The sequence below is a fragment of the Myceligenerans indicum genome (assembly GCF_016742955.1).
Taxonomy (GTDB): Bacteria; Actinomycetota; Actinomycetes; order Actinomycetales; family Cellulomonadaceae; genus Myceligenerans; species Myceligenerans indicum.
The window spans coordinates 171,583-186,996 of record NZ_JABBYC010000003.1; the positions used below are offsets into that span (position 1 = coordinate 171,583).

The 15,414-nt window shown below is 71.9% G+C and carries 14 protein-coding genes; all 14 read right to left on the bottom strand.

Features of this window, described 5'->3' with window-relative positions; all coding sequences use genetic code 11:
- Window positions 1–44 precede the first annotated feature (44 nt).
- Entirely contained in the window at window positions 45–344 is a 300-nt protein-coding gene (gene nuoK, locus HGK34_RS04110) for an NADH-quinone oxidoreductase subunit NuoK (protein ID WP_201845290.1), read from the bottom strand.
- Complete coding sequence (locus HGK34_RS04115; RefSeq protein ID WP_244666368.1) at window positions 344–1,162, bottom strand: NADH-quinone oxidoreductase subunit J; 819 nt, start codon at window positions 1,160–1,162, stop codon at window positions 344–346. Before HGK34_RS04115 ends, nuoK begins: the two co-directional genes overlap by 1 nt.
- Window positions 1,159–2,037 (bottom strand): NADH-quinone oxidoreductase subunit NuoI, encoded by an 879-nt coding sequence (gene nuoI / locus HGK34_RS04120; RefSeq protein WP_201845291.1) that lies wholly within the window; start codon window positions 2,035–2,037, stop codon window positions 1,159–1,161. Before nuoI ends, HGK34_RS04115 begins: the two co-directional genes overlap by 4 nt.
- Window positions 2,027–3,322, bottom strand: a complete 1,296-nt coding sequence (gene nuoH / locus HGK34_RS04125; protein ID WP_201845292.1) for an NADH-quinone oxidoreductase subunit NuoH — start codon at window positions 3,320–3,322, stop codon at window positions 2,027–2,029. Before nuoH ends, nuoI begins: the two co-directional genes overlap by 11 nt.
- Window positions 3,319–6,108: an NADH-quinone oxidoreductase subunit G gene (locus HGK34_RS04130; protein WP_201845293.1), complete on the bottom strand. Its 2,790-nt coding sequence runs from the start codon at window positions 6,106–6,108 to the stop codon at window positions 3,319–3,321. Before HGK34_RS04130 ends, nuoH begins: the two co-directional genes overlap by 4 nt.
- Entirely contained in the window at window positions 6,108–7,472 is a 1,365-nt protein-coding gene (nuoF, locus tag HGK34_RS04135; protein ID WP_201845294.1) for an NADH-quinone oxidoreductase subunit NuoF, read from the bottom strand. Before nuoF ends, HGK34_RS04130 begins: the two co-directional genes overlap by 1 nt.
- Complete coding sequence (gene nuoE / locus HGK34_RS04140; RefSeq protein ID WP_201845295.1) at window positions 7,469–8,257, bottom strand: NADH-quinone oxidoreductase subunit NuoE; 789 nt, start codon at window positions 8,255–8,257, stop codon at window positions 7,469–7,471. The genes nuoF and nuoE overlap by 4 nt, the downstream gene beginning before the upstream one ends.
- Window positions 8,254–9,627 (bottom strand): NADH-quinone oxidoreductase subunit D, encoded by a 1,374-nt coding sequence (locus HGK34_RS04145; RefSeq protein ID WP_372433065.1) that lies wholly within the window; start codon window positions 9,625–9,627, stop codon window positions 8,254–8,256. Before HGK34_RS04145 ends, nuoE begins: the two co-directional genes overlap by 4 nt.
- A complete protein-coding gene (locus HGK34_RS04150) occupies window positions 9,624–10,367 on the bottom strand; it encodes an NADH-quinone oxidoreductase subunit C (RefSeq protein ID WP_307815736.1) in 744 nt (247 codons plus the stop codon). Before HGK34_RS04150 ends, HGK34_RS04145 begins: the two co-directional genes overlap by 4 nt.
- Before the next feature lie 128 nt (window positions 10,368–10,495).
- Window positions 10,496–11,047, bottom strand: a complete 552-nt coding sequence (locus tag HGK34_RS04155; RefSeq protein ID WP_201845296.1) for a NuoB/complex I 20 kDa subunit family protein — start codon at window positions 11,045–11,047, stop codon at window positions 10,496–10,498.
- Window positions 11,048–11,059: 12 nt separating this feature from the next.
- Complete coding sequence (locus HGK34_RS04160) at window positions 11,060–11,419, bottom strand: NADH-quinone oxidoreductase subunit A (RefSeq protein ID WP_201845297.1); 360 nt, start codon at window positions 11,417–11,419, stop codon at window positions 11,060–11,062.
- Between the two features lie 34 nt (window positions 11,420–11,453).
- Window positions 11,454–12,797 (bottom strand): geranylgeranyl reductase family protein, encoded by a 1,344-nt coding sequence (locus HGK34_RS04165; RefSeq protein WP_201845298.1) that lies wholly within the window; start codon window positions 12,795–12,797, stop codon window positions 11,454–11,456.
- Window positions 12,798–13,151: 354 nt separating this feature from the next.
- Window positions 13,152–13,847 (bottom strand): demethylmenaquinone methyltransferase, encoded by a 696-nt coding sequence (locus HGK34_RS04170; RefSeq protein ID WP_201845299.1) that lies wholly within the window; start codon window positions 13,845–13,847, stop codon window positions 13,152–13,154.
- Window positions 13,848–13,876: 29 nt separating this feature from the next.
- The gene (locus HGK34_RS04175; protein ID WP_201845300.1) at window positions 13,877–15,319 is read right to left on the bottom strand and encodes an isochorismate synthase; all 1,443 of its coding nucleotides are present in this window, start codon (window positions 15,317–15,319) and stop codon (window positions 13,877–13,879) included.
- Window positions 15,320–15,414 lie beyond the last annotated feature (95 nt).

Sequence of the window (15,414 nt, forward strand, 5' to 3'; positions counted from 1 at the left end):
TGACGGCTCGTGGCCCGGTCCTCGTCGTCCGCACCGCCGCCGCCTCACCCATGGAGCAGGTTGACGTCGTCGACCGAGGCCGAGCGGCGGGTACGGAAGATCGTCACGATGATCGCCAGGCCGACGACGACCTCGGCGGCGGCCACGACCATGACGAAGAACGCGAGCACCTGTCCGGTGAGGTCGCCGTGGATCCTGGCGAACGTCACGAAGGCGAGGTTGGTCGCGTTGAGCATGAGCTCCACGCCCATGAAGACCACGATGGCGTTCCGGCGCAGCAGCACCGTCGTCGCGCCGATCGCGAAGAGGATGCACGCCAGGACGACGTAGTTGGTGATTTCCATCAGGAATCCTCCCCGCCGTCGGGCGTGGCCGCCGGAACCGTCGAGACCTGGCCCGCGCTCCTGGTCTCGACCAGCGATGCCGGAGCCGCCTTCTCCTGCCCGCGGATGCGCAGCACCCGGGAGACCGAGTGCTCCAGCGGGCGCCCGTCCGGCCCCAGTGCGGGCGTGTCCATCGCGTTGGACTGCGCGTACACGCCGGGAGCGGGCAGCGGTGTGAGCGTGCCGCCCTCGGCGAGCGCCTTGACCCTCTGCTCGGCGACCCACCGCTGCGTCCTCTTGGTCTCGAGCCGGCGGCGGTGGGTCAGCACGAGAGCGCCCATCGCCGCGGTGACCAGCAGCACGCCCACGGTCTCCATCGCGAGCACGTAGTCGCCGAACAGGATGCGCGCCAGCCCCACCGGGTTGGCGACCTGGTTCTCGGTGAGCGGCGTCCCCGGCAGGAACGTGGCCCGGGAGACCACGCCGATCAGGACGACCGCGAGCCCGAGGCCCAGCAGCAGCCCGATCCAGCGCTGGCCGCGGATGGTCTCGGTGAGCGAGTCGGAAGCGTCCACGCCCACCAGCATCAGCACGAACAGGAAGAGCATCATCACGGCGCCCGTGTACACGACCACCTGCACGACGCCGAGGAACGGCGCTCCGGAGGCGATGTACATGATGGCCAGGCTCACCATGACGAACACGAGGCAGAGCGCGGCGTGCACCGCGCGGCGCACGAACAGCAGCCCGAGCGCGGCGAGCACCATCAGGGGCGCGAGCACCCAGAAGAGGAACGCCTCCCCGTCGGTGGTGGTCATCGCGGCCATGTCGGGGGTCATCGCGTCACCTCGGTCCTCTGGACGGCGGCCCCACCGGCGCCGGACGGTCCGGTCCGGTCCCCGGCCGCGCCACGCACGGAGCCGACGGCGGCGGCTCCCGCAGCCTTCTCCGCCTCGCCCGGACCGGCGTCGGGCCGCAGCTCGTGCTGCCGGGGCTCGGGCGCCTCGCGGCGGCCGGCCGCCACGGCCTTGGCCGCGTCCAGGGTCTCGTCGTCGGGCCGGCGCTCGCGCACCCAGTCGACCTGGGCCTGTGTCGCGCCGAGGACGTCGCCCCGGTAGTAGTCGGTGTCCGTGGTGCCTTCGGCCATGGGGTGGGGTGCGGCGAGCATGCCCTCGCTGAGCGGCGCCAGCAGGTCCTGCTTCTCGTAGATCATGCCCTCGCGCGTGTTCCCGGCGAGCTCGTAGTCGTTCGACATGGTCAGGGCCCGCGTGGGACACGCCTCGATGCACAGCCCGCAGAAGATGCAGCGCAGGTAGTTGATCTGGTAGACGCGCCCGTACCGTTCGCCGGGGCTCATGTGCGCTCCGGCGGGCGAGTCGGCGTCGAGCGTGCCGGGGGCGGCGTCGGCGTTCTCCGGCAGGTCGGCGTTGGACGCACCCTCCACGTAGATCGCGTCGGCAGGGCACGCCCAGGCGCACAGCTCGCAGCCGATGCACTTCTCCAGCCCGTCGGCGTACCGGTTGAGCTGGTGACGGCCGTGGTAGCGGCTCTGCGGCGCGACCTTCCTGCGTGGGTAGTCCTCGGTCACCACGGGTTTGAACATCGAGGAGAACGTGACGCCGAAGCCGGCGACGGGAGCGAGGAACTCCCCCAGGCCCTTCGCCTGGGGACGCAGCGGCTGGTAGCCGGTCTCGTCGTGAATGTCATCGGTCATTGCCGGCAACCTCCTTTCCGAACCGCTCGGAGGCGGGAAGCTTCTGCCCGGGCAGCGGCGGCACCGGGTAGCCGTCGGCGAACGCGTCGAGGGTCTCGGGCTCGGCGGGCTCGGCCCGTCGCTTCTTCTCGGGCCAGAAGAGCATCGGGAGCAGCACGAGGACGACGACGCCGGCCGCGAGATAGAAGAACGTGGAGCGCGGCAGCTCGGCGATGGTGAGCGCCCACTGCACGGCGCCCAGCACCACCACCCAGCCGAGGGCGACCGGGATGAGCACCTTCCAGCCGAACACCATGAACTGGTCGTAGCGCAGGCGCAGCAGCGTGCCGCGCACCCACACGAAGAAGAACATCACGGCCCAGACCTTGACCAGGAACCAGATGATCGGCAGCCAGCCGGTGTTCAGGGCGTCGCCCAGGAACCCGTCCGGGACCGGCGCCCGCCAGCCGCCCAGGAAGAGGGTCGTGACCACGGCCGAGACGTTGAGCATGTTGATGTACTCCGCCAGGAAGAACCAGGCGAACTTCATCGACGAGTACTCGGTCATGTAGCCGGAGACGAGCTCGCCCTCGGCCTCGGGCAGGTCGAACGGCAGCCGGTTGGTCTCACCGACCATCGAGATGACGTAGACGACGAACGCCGGGGCCAGCGGGATGAACCACCACACCTGCGCCTGGCTGCTCACGATCTGCGACGTCGACATCGACCCCGCCATGATGAACACGCTGACGAGGCTCAGCCCCATCGCGAGCTCGTAGCTGATCACCTGGGCCGTGGAGCGCACGGCGCCGAGCAGCGGGTACGTCGACCCGGAGGACCACCCGCCGAGCACGATGCCGTACACGCCGATGCTCGCCGCGGCCAGGATGTACAGCACCGCCACCGGGAAGTCGGTGAGCTGGGCGGGTGTGGAGAAGTCCGTGAACGGGATCCGCACGCTCGGCCCGAACGGGATCACCGCGAACACCAGCAGCGAGGCCGACACCGAGATCATCGGCGCCAGCAGGTAGACCACCCGGTCCGCCCGCGTGACGTTGACGTCCTCCTTGAGCAGCAGCTTCATCGCGTCGGCCAGCGACTGGAGCAGGCCCTTGGGGCCGTGCCAGTTCGGGCCGGGGCGCAGCTGCATCTTGGCCACGACCTTGCGTTCGAACCAGATCGCGAACAGCACCGACGTCAGCAGGAAGACGACGATCAGCACCGCCTTGACCACTGACGCGAGCACCGGTTCGGCCGAGAAGTCGGCGGCCACGCCGCCCTCGGCCGCGAGGACCACCCCGTTCATTCCGCACTCCCCGTGTCGATCGACTTGCCCGCCGAGCCGCCGGCGGCCTGGGCGGCCCGCACCCGGACGACGTCGCCCGGCGCCGCGCCGAGCGTGTCGTGCACCCGGCTGCCGGAACTGGCCAGCGGGACCCACACGACACCGTCGACCATGCCGGCCGTCACCGCCACCGGCAGCGTGATCGCCCCGCGGCCGGTGACGACCCGGGCCTGGACGCCGTCGGACAGGCCCAGCGCCGAGGCGGTCGTCGACGAGACGCGGACGACCGGCCGCTTGGCGGTCCCGGCGAGGTGGCGCTCACCGTCCTGGCCGCGGGCGTCGTCGAGCAGCATGCGCCACGACGCGAGGACCGCGGTGTCGTCCGCTCCGGTTCCGGGCCGGCCTGCCGGGGTGGGTGTCGCGCCGGCAGCGGTGAACTCCGGTGTCCGCGCCCCGGGGGCGCCTGCCCGCGGGCCGGTCCAGGCTCCGAGGGCCGCGACGGCCAGATGCGCCTCCCCGGGCGTCCCGGCTCCGAGGTCGCTGCCCAGCTGGGCGGCGAGGGCGTGCAGCGCACGATGGTCGGGCAGTGCCGTCGAGTCCAGGGCGGCACCGAACGAGCGCACCCGGCCCTCCCAGTTCCAGTAGGAGCCGGCCCGCTCGACCGGCGGTGCGACCGGCAGGACGACGTCGGCCAGGTCGGTGACCTCCGAGCGGCGCACCTCGAGAGAGACCAGGAATCCGGCCGCTCCCAGTGCCGTGCGGGCGTGGGCCGGGTCCGGCAGGTCCGCGAGCTCCACACCACCGACGATCGCACCCGACAGATGCCCCACGCTCAGGGCGTCGATGATGCCCGCGGTGTCGAGGCCGGGAGCCGCGGAAAGCCGTGAGGCCTCCTCGCCCGACAGGCCCCACGCGGCGGTCACCTCGGCGCGGGCGGCAGGGTCCGTCACCGGGCGGCCGCCCGGGAGCAGGTTCGGCAGCAGACCGGCCTCCACCCCGCCGCGCTCCCCGGCGCGGCGCGGGATCCAGGCGACGCGGGCGCCCGTGGCCGCGGCCAGTTCGAGCACCGCGGCGCAGGCGCCGCGGGAGGCCGCCAGACGCTCACCGACGAGGATCACCGCCCCCTGCTCACGCAGCGCCTGCGACGCCGCCGCCCGGGGGTCCCCGGCGGGAGTCGTGGGATCGGTGACGGGGCCGCGGAGCCCGGCCAGCACCGTGGCCTCCGTTCCGGGCACGGCCGGGACCAGGGTCCCCGAGAGCTTCGTCAGGCCCCGCGAGGCGTAGGGCGCGAGGCCGAACACCCGGGTGCCGTGCTTCGCGACGCCCTTGCGCAGGCGCAGGAACGTGACGCCGGCCTCCTCCTCGGCCTCCAGGCCGGCAAGCAGGACGGCGGGGGCCTTCTCCAGCTCGGCGAACGTGACGCCGATGCCGGTCCCCGCGACCGCGTGCGCGAGGAACTCGGCCTCCTCCGCCGAGTGGGCCCGGGCCCGCTGGTCGACGTCGTTGGTGCCGAGGACCTGGCGGGCGAACCGTGACCAGGCGTAGGCGTCCTCGACCGTGAGGCGCCCGCCCGGCAGGACCCCGACGCCGGCCGCGGCACGCGCCCGGGCCAGGCCCTGCGCGGCGACCTCCAGGGCCTCGGCCCACGAGGCCGGCCGCAGCTCACCGCGGTCACCGGCTTCGTCCCGCTCCCGCACCAGCGGCGTCGTCAGACGGTCCGGGGCGGACTGCCAGGTGAAGGCGAACCGGTCCTTGTCGGTGATCCACTCCTCGTTCACCACCGGGTCCTCGCCGGACAGGCGGCGCAGCACCTGGCCCCGGCGGTGGTCGATGCGGATCGCCGACCCGCAGGAGTCGTGCTCGGCAATGCTCGGCACGCTCACCAGGTCGAAGGGCCGCGACCGGAACCGGTACGAGGCCCCGGTCAGCGCGCCTACCGGGCAGATCTGCACGGTGTTGCCCGAGAAGTAGGAGGAGAACCCCTGCCCGCCGGCGTCCGTCTCCGCACGGCTCTTCGCCGCCGCGGCGTCCGCCCCGATCACGGCGGCCTCCCGCCCGGGGGAATCCGGCGCGCCGGTGTCCGGGACCCCCGTGTCCGCGGCGGACGACGACGTCTCGTCCGCGCTCCCGCAGCCACCGTCGCCGCAACCGCAGCCGGGGCTCTCGAAGCCCAGGATCTTCTCGTCGAAGCGGCCGATCTGCTGCGTCGCCCCGCGCATCTGGAGGGCGATGAAGGCGTCGCCCGCGATCTCGTCGCTGAACCGCGTGCAGCGCTGGCACAGCACGCACCGCTCCCGGTCCAGGAGGATCTGCGAGCTCAGCGACACCGGCTTGGGGAAGGTGCGCTTGACGTCCTCGAACCGCGTGTCGGCACGGCCGGCGCTCATCGCCTGGTTCTGCAGCGGGCACTCACCGCCCTTGTCGCACACCGGGCAGTCCAGCGGGTGGTTCATGAGCAGCAGCTCCATGACCCCCTGCTGCGCCTTGTCCGCGACCGGCGAGGTGACCTGCGTCTTGACCACCATGCCGGGGGTGACGGTCATGGTGCAGGACGCCTGCGGCTTCGGCATCGGCCGCACGTTGCCCTCACGGTCCGGCATCGCGACCTCGACCAGGCACTGGCGGCACGCGCCGGCTGGCTCCAGCAGCGGGTGGTCGCAGAAGCGCGGGATCTCGATCCCGAGCTGCTCCGCCGCCCGGATGATCAGCGTGCCCTCGGGCACCTGAGCCTCGATCCCGTCGATGGTGAAGGCCACCATCTTCGGCTCGGCCACCTCGCCCTCGGGCTTCGAAGTGGTGACGGTCATCAGTGACCTCCCCCGCCTGCGCCGACGAGCTGCCCGGAGGCGGCCGCCGCACTCGGCATCGGTGTTCTCGGGGTGTACGGGAAGAGGGCCGACGCCGACGGGTCGAACGGGCAGCCGCGACCGTCGATGTGTGCCTGGTACTCGTCCCGGAAGTACTGGATGCTCGACGTGATCGGCGACGTCGCGCCGTCCCCCAGCGCGCAGAACGCCCGGCCGAGGATGTTGTCGCACAGATCGAGCAGCACGTCGATGTCCTGGTCCTGGCCCTCGCCGCCCTCGATGCGATGCAGGATCTGCTTGAGCCAGTAGGTGCCCTCCCGGCAGGGGGTGCACTTGCCGCACGACTCGTGCGCGTAGAAGTCGGTCCATCTGCTCACCGCGCGGACCACGCAGACCGTCTCGTCGAAGAGCTGCAGCGCTCGCGTACCGAGCATCGACCCGGCCGCGCCCACCGACTCGTAGTCCAGCGGGGTGTCCAGGTGCTCGGCCGTGAACAGCGGGGTCGACGACCCGCCGGGCGTCCAGAACTTCAGCGCCTTCCCGCCGCGCATGCCACCGGCCTCGTCGAGCAGCTCGCGCAGCGTGATGCCGAGCGGCGCCTCGTACTGCCCCGGCCGGGTGACGTGCCCGGACAGGGAGAACAGACCGTGACCGGTCGACTTCTCGGTGCCCATGGCGGTGAACCAGTCGGATCCCCGGTCCACGATGCCGGGCACGCTGGCCACGGTCTCCACGTTGTTCACCACGGTGGGCCGGGCGTACAGACCCTCCACCGCGGGGAACGGCGGCTTCAGGCGCGGCTGGCCGCGCAGTCCCTCCAGGGAGTCCAGGAGCGCGGTCTCCTCGCCGCAGATGTACGCGCCCGCGCCCGCGTGCACGGTGATCTCCAGGTCGAAGCCGGACCCCAGGATGTTCGTGCCGAGGTACCCGACACGGCGGGCCTCGGCCACGGCCTCCAGCAGCCGGCGGTACACGTGCAGGACCTCGCCGCGGACGTAGATGAAGGCATGGTTGCAGCCGATGGCGTAGGACGTGATGATCGCGCCCTCGATGAGGTGCTGCGGGCTGGCCATCATCAGTGGGATGTCCTTGCAGGTGCCCGGCTCCGACTCGTCGGCGTTCACCACCAGGTACCGCGGGCCGCCGTCGTCGGGCGGGAGGAAGCCCCACTTCATCCCGGCGGGGAAGCCCGCACCGCCGCGGCCGCGCAGGCCGGAGTCCTTGACGGTCTGGACCAGGTCCGACGGCGCCATCCGCAGGGCCTTCTTGAGGCCGGCGTAACCGCCGTGCTTCTCGTACGTGGACAGCCTCCACGACCGCGGGGCATCCCAGGTGTCCGTGAGGACCGGCAGAAGGTCGGTCATCGGGCGTCCTCCCCCGGCGTCGTGTCCTGGCCGGCCGCGCCGCCCGGATGAGTCGCGCCGCGTTCGCGAGCGATCCGCAGTCCGGCGAGCGTCGGCTCCCCAGCGCCCACGCCCTCGTGCGCGCGGTCGTCCGGGAACCCGGCCAGGACCCGGCTCATCTGCTTGAACGAGCACACCGTGTCGGCGCCGCGCGTCGGCGCCACGTCCTCGCCCGCCCGCAGCCGGTCGGTGACCTCGGTGGCGGTCTGCGGCGTCTGGTTGTCGAAGAACTCCCAGTTGACCATCATCACGGGGGCGTAGTCGCAGGCCGCGTTGCACTCGACCCGCTCCAGCGTGATCGCGCCGTCGTCCGTGGTCTCGTCGTGGCCGACGCCGAGGTGCTCGCTCAGCTCGTCGAAGATCTCGTCGCCGCCCATCACCGCGCACAGCGTGTTCGTGCACACGCCCACGGTGTACTTCCCGTTCGGCTTGCGCTTGTACTGCGTGTAGAAGGTGGCGACGGCGCTCACCTCGGCGGCCGTGATCCCGAGCTGCTCGGCGCAGAACAGGATCCCGGCCCGGCTCACGTACCCGTCGACCGACTGCACCAGGTGCAGCATCGGCAGCAGGCCCGAGCGCGGGTCCGGGTAGCGCGCCACGATCTCGGCGGCGTCCGCCGTGAGCGACGCCAGGGTCTCGGGGCCGTAGCCCGCTGCCCCGGCGGGCTCGAGGGTCCCGGGACTCGCGTCTCGGCCCACGGGCGCCTGGTCCACGTCTCCGGCGTCACCGGACGGGCTGACACTCATCGGTCCACACCTCCCAGCACGGGGTCCAGGGACGCGACGGCGACGACGACGTCGGCCACCTGGCCGCCCTCGCACATCACCGACGTGGCCTGGAGGTTGTTGAACGAGGGATCACGGAAGTGCGCGCGGTACGGGCGCGTCCCGCCGTCGGACACCACGTGCACGCCGAGCTCGCCGCGCGGGTGCTCCACGGTCTGCCAGGCCTGGCCGGCAGGCACCGGGAAGCCCTCGGTGACCAGCTTGAAGTGGTGGATCAGGGCCTCCATCGAGGTGCCCATGATCTTGCGGATGTGCTCCAGCGAGTTGCCCTGGCCGTCGTGCCCGATGGCGAGCTGGGCGGGCCAGGCGATCTTCTTGTCCGCCACGATGACCGGCTCGCCCTCGGTCGCGTCGAGCCTGCTCAGTGCTTGCTCGATGATCCGCAGCGACTGGTAGGACTCCTCCAGGCGCAGCACGGCACGGTCGTAGCAGTCCGCGTTCTTGGAGACCGGCACGTCGAAGTCGTAGGTCTCGTACCCGCAGTACGGGGCGGCCTTGCGCACGTCGTACGGCAGGCCCGTGGACCGCAGCACCGGGCCCGTGATGCCGAGGGCCATGCATCCGGCGAGGTTCAGGACGCCCACGTCGGTCAGCCGCGACCTGAAGATCGGGTTCGCGAGCATCAGGTCGCCCAGGTTCTTGAGGTACCCGCGGATCTTCGGCAGCACCTCGCGCACCTGGGCGGTGAAGCCCTCCGGCACGTCCTGCGCCACACCGCCGGGCCGGATGTACGCGTGGTTCATGCGCAGCCCGGTGGCCGCCTCGAAGAGCCGCAAGATCTCCTCGCGCGCGGTGAACGCGATGGTCATCACCGTCGTGGCGCCCATCTCGTTGCCGCCGGTGCCGAGGCAGACCAGGTGAGAGGTGATCCGGTTGAGCTCCATCATCAGCACGCGGATCACCGAGGCGCGCTCCGGGACGTCGTCGGTCACGCCGAGCAGGCGCTCGGTGGCCAGGCAGAACGCCGCCTCCTGGAAGAACGGCGCCACGTAGTCCATGCGGGTGCAGAACGTGGGCCCCTGCGACCAGGTGCGGAACTCCATGTTCTTCTCGATGCCGGTGTGCAGGTAGCCGATGCCGGCGCGAGCCTCGGTCACCGTCTCGCCGTCGATCTCCAGCATGAGCCGGAGCACGCCGTGCGTGGACGGGTGCTGCGGACCCATGTTGACGACGATGCGTTCCTCGCCGATGGCCTCGCGGGCGATCTCGTCCCAGTCGCCGTCGCCGTAGGCCTCGAACCCGCGGATCGCGCGGGCGGTCTCGTCGTCGATCGGGCGGGTCGCGTGCGCCGGGCCGGTGGCTCCGGCGCGGGGTTCTGCTGTGGCGGTCACGAGTAAGCCCTCCTCGTGTCGGGCGGAGGCACCGTGGCCCCCTTGTACTCGACCGGGATGCCGCCCAGCGGGTAGTCCTTCCGCTGCGGGTGGCCCTCCCAGTCGTCCGGCATCTCGATGCGCGCCAGGCCGGGATGGCCGTCGAACACGATGCCGAAGAAGTCGTACGTCTCGCGTTCGTGCCAGTCGTTGGCCGGGTACACGGACGTGGTGGACGGGATGTGCGGGTCCTCGTCGGGCGCCGTCACCTCCAGGCGCAGGCGGCGGCCGTGCGTCACCGACACCAGGTGCAGGACGGCGTGCAGCTCGCGGCCGGTCTCGTGCGGGTAGTGCACCCCGGAGACGCCGAGCGAGAGCTCGAAGCGCAGGTCCTGGTCGTCACGCAGTGCCTGGCACACGGGCACCAGGTGCTCGCGGGCCACCTGCAACGTCAGCTCCACCTGGGGCGCCTCGGGAGAGTCGGCGCCGTGCAGGTCGACAACCACCTTCTCGATCGCGGCGTCCGCGTCGATGCCGTCGGTGCGCAGGACCTCGGCCAGCACGTCCACGACCCGGTCGAACCAGCTCCCGTACGGGCGTGAGGAAGCGCCCGGCAGCGCCACGGGCCGCACCAGGCCGCCGTACCCCGACGTGTCGCCGGTGCCGTGCGCGCCGAACATGCCGTGGCGGACCTCGACGACCTCCAGGTGCGAGGTACTGCGCTCCAGGTCGCCGCCTGGGCCGGCGGCAGACGCGGTCACGGCCTCGTCCTCCGTCTTGCCCAGGGCCTCGTCCGGCGTGGCCCTGCCTTCCGTCGTGTCCGGCGTGGCCTCGTCCGGCGTGGCCTCGTCCTTCGTCGTGTCCGGCGTGGCCTCGTCCTTCTCGTCGCTCACCGCAGCAGACCCTTCTGCTCGAACGTGGGCGTCGCCTCCATCGCGGCGGCCTCGGCGGCGCGTGCCGCCTCGACGCGGTTCGCGCCCAGCGGGGCGTTCTGCACCTCGTGGTGCAGCGCGAGGATGGCGTTGATCAGCATCTCCGGGCGCGGCGGACAGCCGGGCAGGTAGATGTCGACCGGGACCACGTGGTCCACGCCCTGCACGATCGCGTAGTTGTTGAACATGCCGCCCGACGACGCGCACACGCCCATGGAGAGCACCCACTTGGGCTCGCTCATCTGGTCGTAGACCTGGCGGACCACCGGCGCCATCTTCTGGCTGACGCGGCCGGCCACGATCATCAGGTCGGCCTGGCGCGGCGACGCGCGGAAGACCTCCATGCCGAACCGCGACAGGTCGTAGCGCGGCGCTCCCGCGGCCATCATCTCGATGGCACAACAGGCCAGGCCGAACGTCACCGGCCACATCGACGCCTTGCGCATGTAGCCGGCGAAGTCCTCGATCGTCGTCAGGAGGAACCCCGACGGCGCTTCCTCGACACCCATGTCTCCTCCTTCTCAGACCCAGTCGAACCCGCCGCGACGCCACTCGTAGACGAACGGCACCGTGATGAGCGCCAGGAAGGCGAACATCGCGACCAGCCCGAACGTGGCGAGGGTGGTGAAGTCGACCGCCCACGGGTAGAGGAAGACCACCTCGATGTCGAAGACGATGAACGTCATCGCCACCAGGTAGTACTTGATCGGCAGGCGGCCACCGCCCAGCGCGTGCGGTGTCGGCTCGATACCGCACTCGTAGGCGTCGAGCTTGGCTCGGTTGTAGCGCTTGGGGCCGATGATCGCGCTTGCCCCGACGCCGCCCAGCGCGAGCACGGCCCCGATCCCCATGAGGATCAGGATGGGCAGGTAGGGATTCATGCTGCCGCCTTCCGGATTGCCCTCGACAGTTCCTTCACGAGCGTGGCACCACCTTCGTCAAGCCGGCGATCGTGCGGTCGATCCAGTCACCGCCGCTCGGCTCGTAGCAGTCGGACAGAAGCTTCAGGACGAACTGCATCACCACCTTGCGGGGCAGCCCATACCTCACGCAGGCCCGCATGACCTGCGGGTGCTCGATGAGCCGCACGAACCAGCGGCCCAGGGTGTAGTAGCCGCCCAGGTCGGCGCGCATGCGGTCCGCGTAGGTGGCCAGAGCGGCCTCGCGGGCGGCGTCGGTCGACTTGTGGCGGGCGGCGGCGATCGCCTCGGCGGCGACCCTCCCGGCCTGGAGCCCGTAGGCGATGCCCTCGCCGTTGAACGGGGACACCATCCCGGCCGCGTCGCCGGCCAGCAGCAGGCCGTCGGCGTAGAGCGGGCCGCGGTTGAACCCCATGGGGAGCGCCGCGCCGCGCACCTTGCCGGCGGCCGCCTCCGGGCTCAGTTCCCAGCCCTCCGGGGCCGAGTGCGTGAGCCAGGTGTCCTGGAGGGACCGGTAGTCGATCCCCGCCCTGGACTGGCGCGCGGGGGTGCTGTGCACGCTGCCGAGGCCCACGTTGGCGGTGCCGTCGCCGAGCGGGAAGACCCAGCCGTAGCCGGGCAGCAGGTCGGAACGGCCGGGCTCGCCGGACCACAGCTCCAGGTGGGACTCCATGAACGGGTCGGCGTGCCGCGGGGTCGTGTAGTAGCCGCGGACCGCCGTTCCCATGGGCCGGTCGTCCCGGCGCATCCGCCCGACGCCGGTCGCCAGGCGTGAGCTCACGCCGTCGGACGCGACGACGACGGGAGCGCGGAACGTGCGCTCCGGGCCCTCCGCGCGGCCGCGGCCGTCCAGCGGCTGGGCGGTGACGCCGGTGATCCGCCCGGTGCGCTCGTCGGTGACGGCACCGGTGACCTTGGTGCTGGTCAGGAGCTTGGCGCCGCTCGCCTGCGCGTGCTGGGCGAGCGTCTGGTCCAGCGTCATGCGGGCGCGGGCCATGCCGTACCCGGGGTAGGCGGTGAGGTCCGGCCAGTCGAGTTCCCAGGAGCGTCCCGTGGCGTGCACGCGGAGGCCGCGGTTACGGATCCAGCCGTCCCGCTCATCGGTGTCGATGCCCATCCGGACGAGTTCCGCGACCGCGCGGGGCGTCAGGCCGTCGCCGCAGATCTTGTCGCGGGGGAACTCGGCCTTCTCGAGCAGGAGCACGTCGAGGCCTGCGGACGCGCACCAGTGAGCCGTGGAGGAGCCGGCCGGGCCGGCGCCCACCACGATGACATCTGCGTCGTCGTTGCGGTGCTTCACGTGCTCACCCCCGATTGTGAACTCGCTGCTGGGTGTCATGACAGGTCCTTGTGAACCCTGTCACAACACCGCCACCCTAGCCACACGAGACGGACGTTGGGTAGCAAGGCGGACCTAACTTCGTCCGGTGATCCGCGTCACACCGCCGAACCCCGGCGAGAACACCATGACCGTCCGGCTGCACGCCGACAACACCCTTGTCTGTGATAACCGATCCCACCACGCAGGAAGGGTGGTGCCGGCAGACACCGTGGCGGACGGGGAGCTCCGGCGGGCACCGTGACGGGCGGGGAGCACCGGCGGGCACCGTGACGGACGGGGAGCATCAGCGGGCACATGCCGGACGGGGGCAGCCTGCGGGCGCCATGCCGGACGGGAGGCGCCCCGCGGGCGCTATGCCGGTCGCGTGCCTCGGTGGAGAGCCACGACGCCGCCGCTCGCGTTGCGGTAGTGGACCGGCTTCCAGCCGGCGTCGAGCATGAGGCGGGCCAGCGCGACCTGGTCCGGCCAGGAACGGATCGACTCGGCGAGGTATTCGTAGGAGCCCTTGTCCCGGGTGACCGCCCCGGCGACCGCCGGCAGCGCGCGCATCAGGTACTCCTGGTAGAGCACGCGGAACGGCATCCAGCTCGGCGTGGAGAACTCGCAGATCACCACGCGCCCGCCCGGTCGCGTCACGCGCAGCATCTCGCGCAGCGCGGCCGAGGTGTCCACCACGTTCCGCAGCCCGAAGCTGATCGTCACCGCGTCGAAGGACTCGTCCGCGAACGGCAGGCTGGTCGCGTCACCGGCCACGAAGGGCAGATCCGGCCGCCGCTCCTTGCCCACCCTGAGCATGCCGAGGCTGAAGTCGGAAGGCACCACGAGGGCGCCGTCGTCGTCGAACGGCTCGCTCGACGTGCCCGTCCCCGCCGCGAGGTCCAGCACCTTGTCGCCCGGCTTCGCGTCGACCGCCTCCCGCACCAGGTTGCGCCAGCGGCGGTCCTGCCCGAGGGAGATCAGGTCGTTGGTGAGGTCGTAGCGCTTGGCGATACCGTCGAACATCGACGCGACCTCGGCGGGCTGCTTCTCCAGGCTGGCGCGGGACATGCGGTCATCGTCCCACAGCCGGTCACCGGTCAGTCGTCGCGCAGGGCGTAGCGCATCGGTTCCAGCTTGGCCTCCGACTCCGCCAGTTCCGCCACCGGGTCGGACGCCGCGACGATCCCGCAGCCCGCGAAGAGCCGCACGTGACGCGGGTTCCGCTCGGAGATCTCCGCCGAGCGGAGCGCGATCCCCCACTCCCCGTCGCCGTCGGCCCCCACCCAGCCGACCGGGCCCGCGTACCGCGCCCGGTCGAGGCCCTCGATCTCCCGGATCAGCGACCGCGCCGACTCGGTCGGCGTGCCGCACACGGCCGCGCTCGGATGCAGGGCGGCGGCCAGTGAGAGGGACGACGGCGGCCGAGGCCCGTCCGGCTCCCCGGCGGCGCCCACCTCGGCGGCCCCGGCCCCCGGCCCCCGGACCGCATCCCGCGCGCCGAGCCTCGTCCCGGCCGACTGGTCGAGCACCGCCGTCACGTCCGTGGCCAGGTGCATGACGTTCGGCAGGTGCAGCACGAACGGCACCTCGGGCACGTTCATCGACGAGCAGTACGGCTCCAGCGCGGCCGCGACCGACCGCGCCGCGTACGCATGCTCCTCGAGGTCCTTCGACGAGCCGGCGAGCAGCGCCGCGGCACGCCGGTCGGCTCCCGCGTCGCCTGCTCCCAGGCGGTCCGGGCCCTCCGTGCGCGGGATCGTGCCCGCCAGCACCCGGGAGGTGACCAGCCCCTTCTCGCTGCGGACCAGCAGCTCCGGAGTCGCGCCGACGAGGCCGTCGACGCTGAAGGTCCAGCACGCCTCGTACCCCTGAGCCAGACGTCCCAGCAGGTGACGCGGATCCACGGGGTCCTGCGCGGCGGCGGCGACGTCGCGCGCGAGCACCACCTTGTCGAGTTCGCGCTCCTTGATCCGCGAGATGCCCTCCGCGACGACGCCCTTCCAGTCCTCCGGGCTGACGGAGCCGTCGGCGTAGTGGACCTGGCCCGGTGCGGTGACCGGGATGCGGGGGTAGGCCTCGGGCAGCGCGTCCGGCGCCGGGGCGGCCCGGTCGCCGAGCAGCTCGATCGTCGTCGTCCAGCACACGCCGTCACGGCGGCCGACGACGACGCGCGGGACGATCAGGACGCCGCTCGCACGGGTCGGATCCACGGTCTCGTCGCCCGGGACGACGTCGTCGAACGCGAACGAGCCGAAGGCGATCGGTCCGGTGCCGGGACGATCGACGTCGTCGTGCACGGACGCACCGACGAGCACCTGGTGCCAGGCGTGCTCGGCATCGGCGAACCGGCCGGGACCGAACGTCTCGAACCGCAGCGCCTCTCCCCAGCCGACGACGCCGTCGCCATGCCTCACCCACGCGAGGGGGCGGGTGTCGGGCAGCAGGTCGACGAGCGCGCCGAGGTCGTCGGGCAGGTCGTCGATCCGCGAGGTACGGACCACGAGCCGCGGAGGCGCGAGCGGGGGTGCGGTGACGGTCATCGTTCCCAGAATAGGTCGGCCGGGCCGCCCTCCCGCCCACCTGCAACGGCTGTCTCTTATACACATCTCCGAGCCCACGAGACGGAGCTACATCT

What these genes read in the sequence shown, in the direction of transcription:
- nuoF (WP_201845294.1), bottom strand. Translation starts at nt 7,472, where the DNA reads ATGACCGACCTTCTGCCGGTCCTCACGGACACCTGGGATGCCCCGCGG.
- nuoK (WP_201845290.1), bottom strand. Translation starts at nt 344, where the DNA reads ATGGAAATCACCAACTACGTCGTCCTGGCGTGCATCCTCTTCGCGATC.
- HGK34_RS04160 (WP_201845297.1), bottom strand. Translation starts at nt 11,419, where the DNA reads ATGAATCCCTACCTGCCCATCCTGATCCTCATGGGGATCGGGGCCGTG.
- HGK34_RS04170 (WP_201845299.1), bottom strand. Translation starts at nt 13,847, where the DNA reads ATGTCCCGCGCCAGCCTGGAGAAGCAGCCCGCCGAGGTCGCGTCGATG.
- HGK34_RS04130 (WP_201845293.1), bottom strand. Translation starts at nt 6,108, where the DNA reads ATGACCGTCACCACTTCGAAGCCCGAGGGCGAGGTGGCCGAGCCGAAG.
- HGK34_RS04115 (WP_244666368.1), bottom strand. Translation starts at nt 1,162, where the DNA reads ATGACCCCCGACATGGCCGCGATGACCACCACCGACGGGGAGGCGTTC.
- nuoI (WP_201845291.1), bottom strand. Translation starts at nt 2,037, where the DNA reads ATGACCGATGACATTCACGACGAGACCGGCTACCAGCCGCTGCGTCCC.
- HGK34_RS04165 (WP_201845298.1), bottom strand. Translation starts at nt 12,797, where the DNA reads ATGACACCCAGCAGCGAGTTCACAATCGGGGGTGAGCACGTGAAGCAC.
- HGK34_RS04175 (WP_201845300.1), bottom strand. Translation starts at nt 15,319, where the DNA reads ATGACCGTCACCGCACCCCCGCTCGCGCCTCCGCGGCTCGTGGTCCGT.
- nuoE (WP_201845295.1), bottom strand. Translation starts at nt 8,257, where the DNA reads ATGAGTGTCAGCCCGTCCGGTGACGCCGGAGACGTGGACCAGGCGCCC.
- HGK34_RS04155 (WP_201845296.1), bottom strand. Translation starts at nt 11,047, where the DNA reads ATGGGTGTCGAGGAAGCGCCGTCGGGGTTCCTCCTGACGACGATCGAG.
- nuoH (WP_201845292.1), bottom strand. Translation starts at nt 3,322, where the DNA reads ATGAACGGGGTGGTCCTCGCGGCCGAGGGCGGCGTGGCCGCCGACTTC.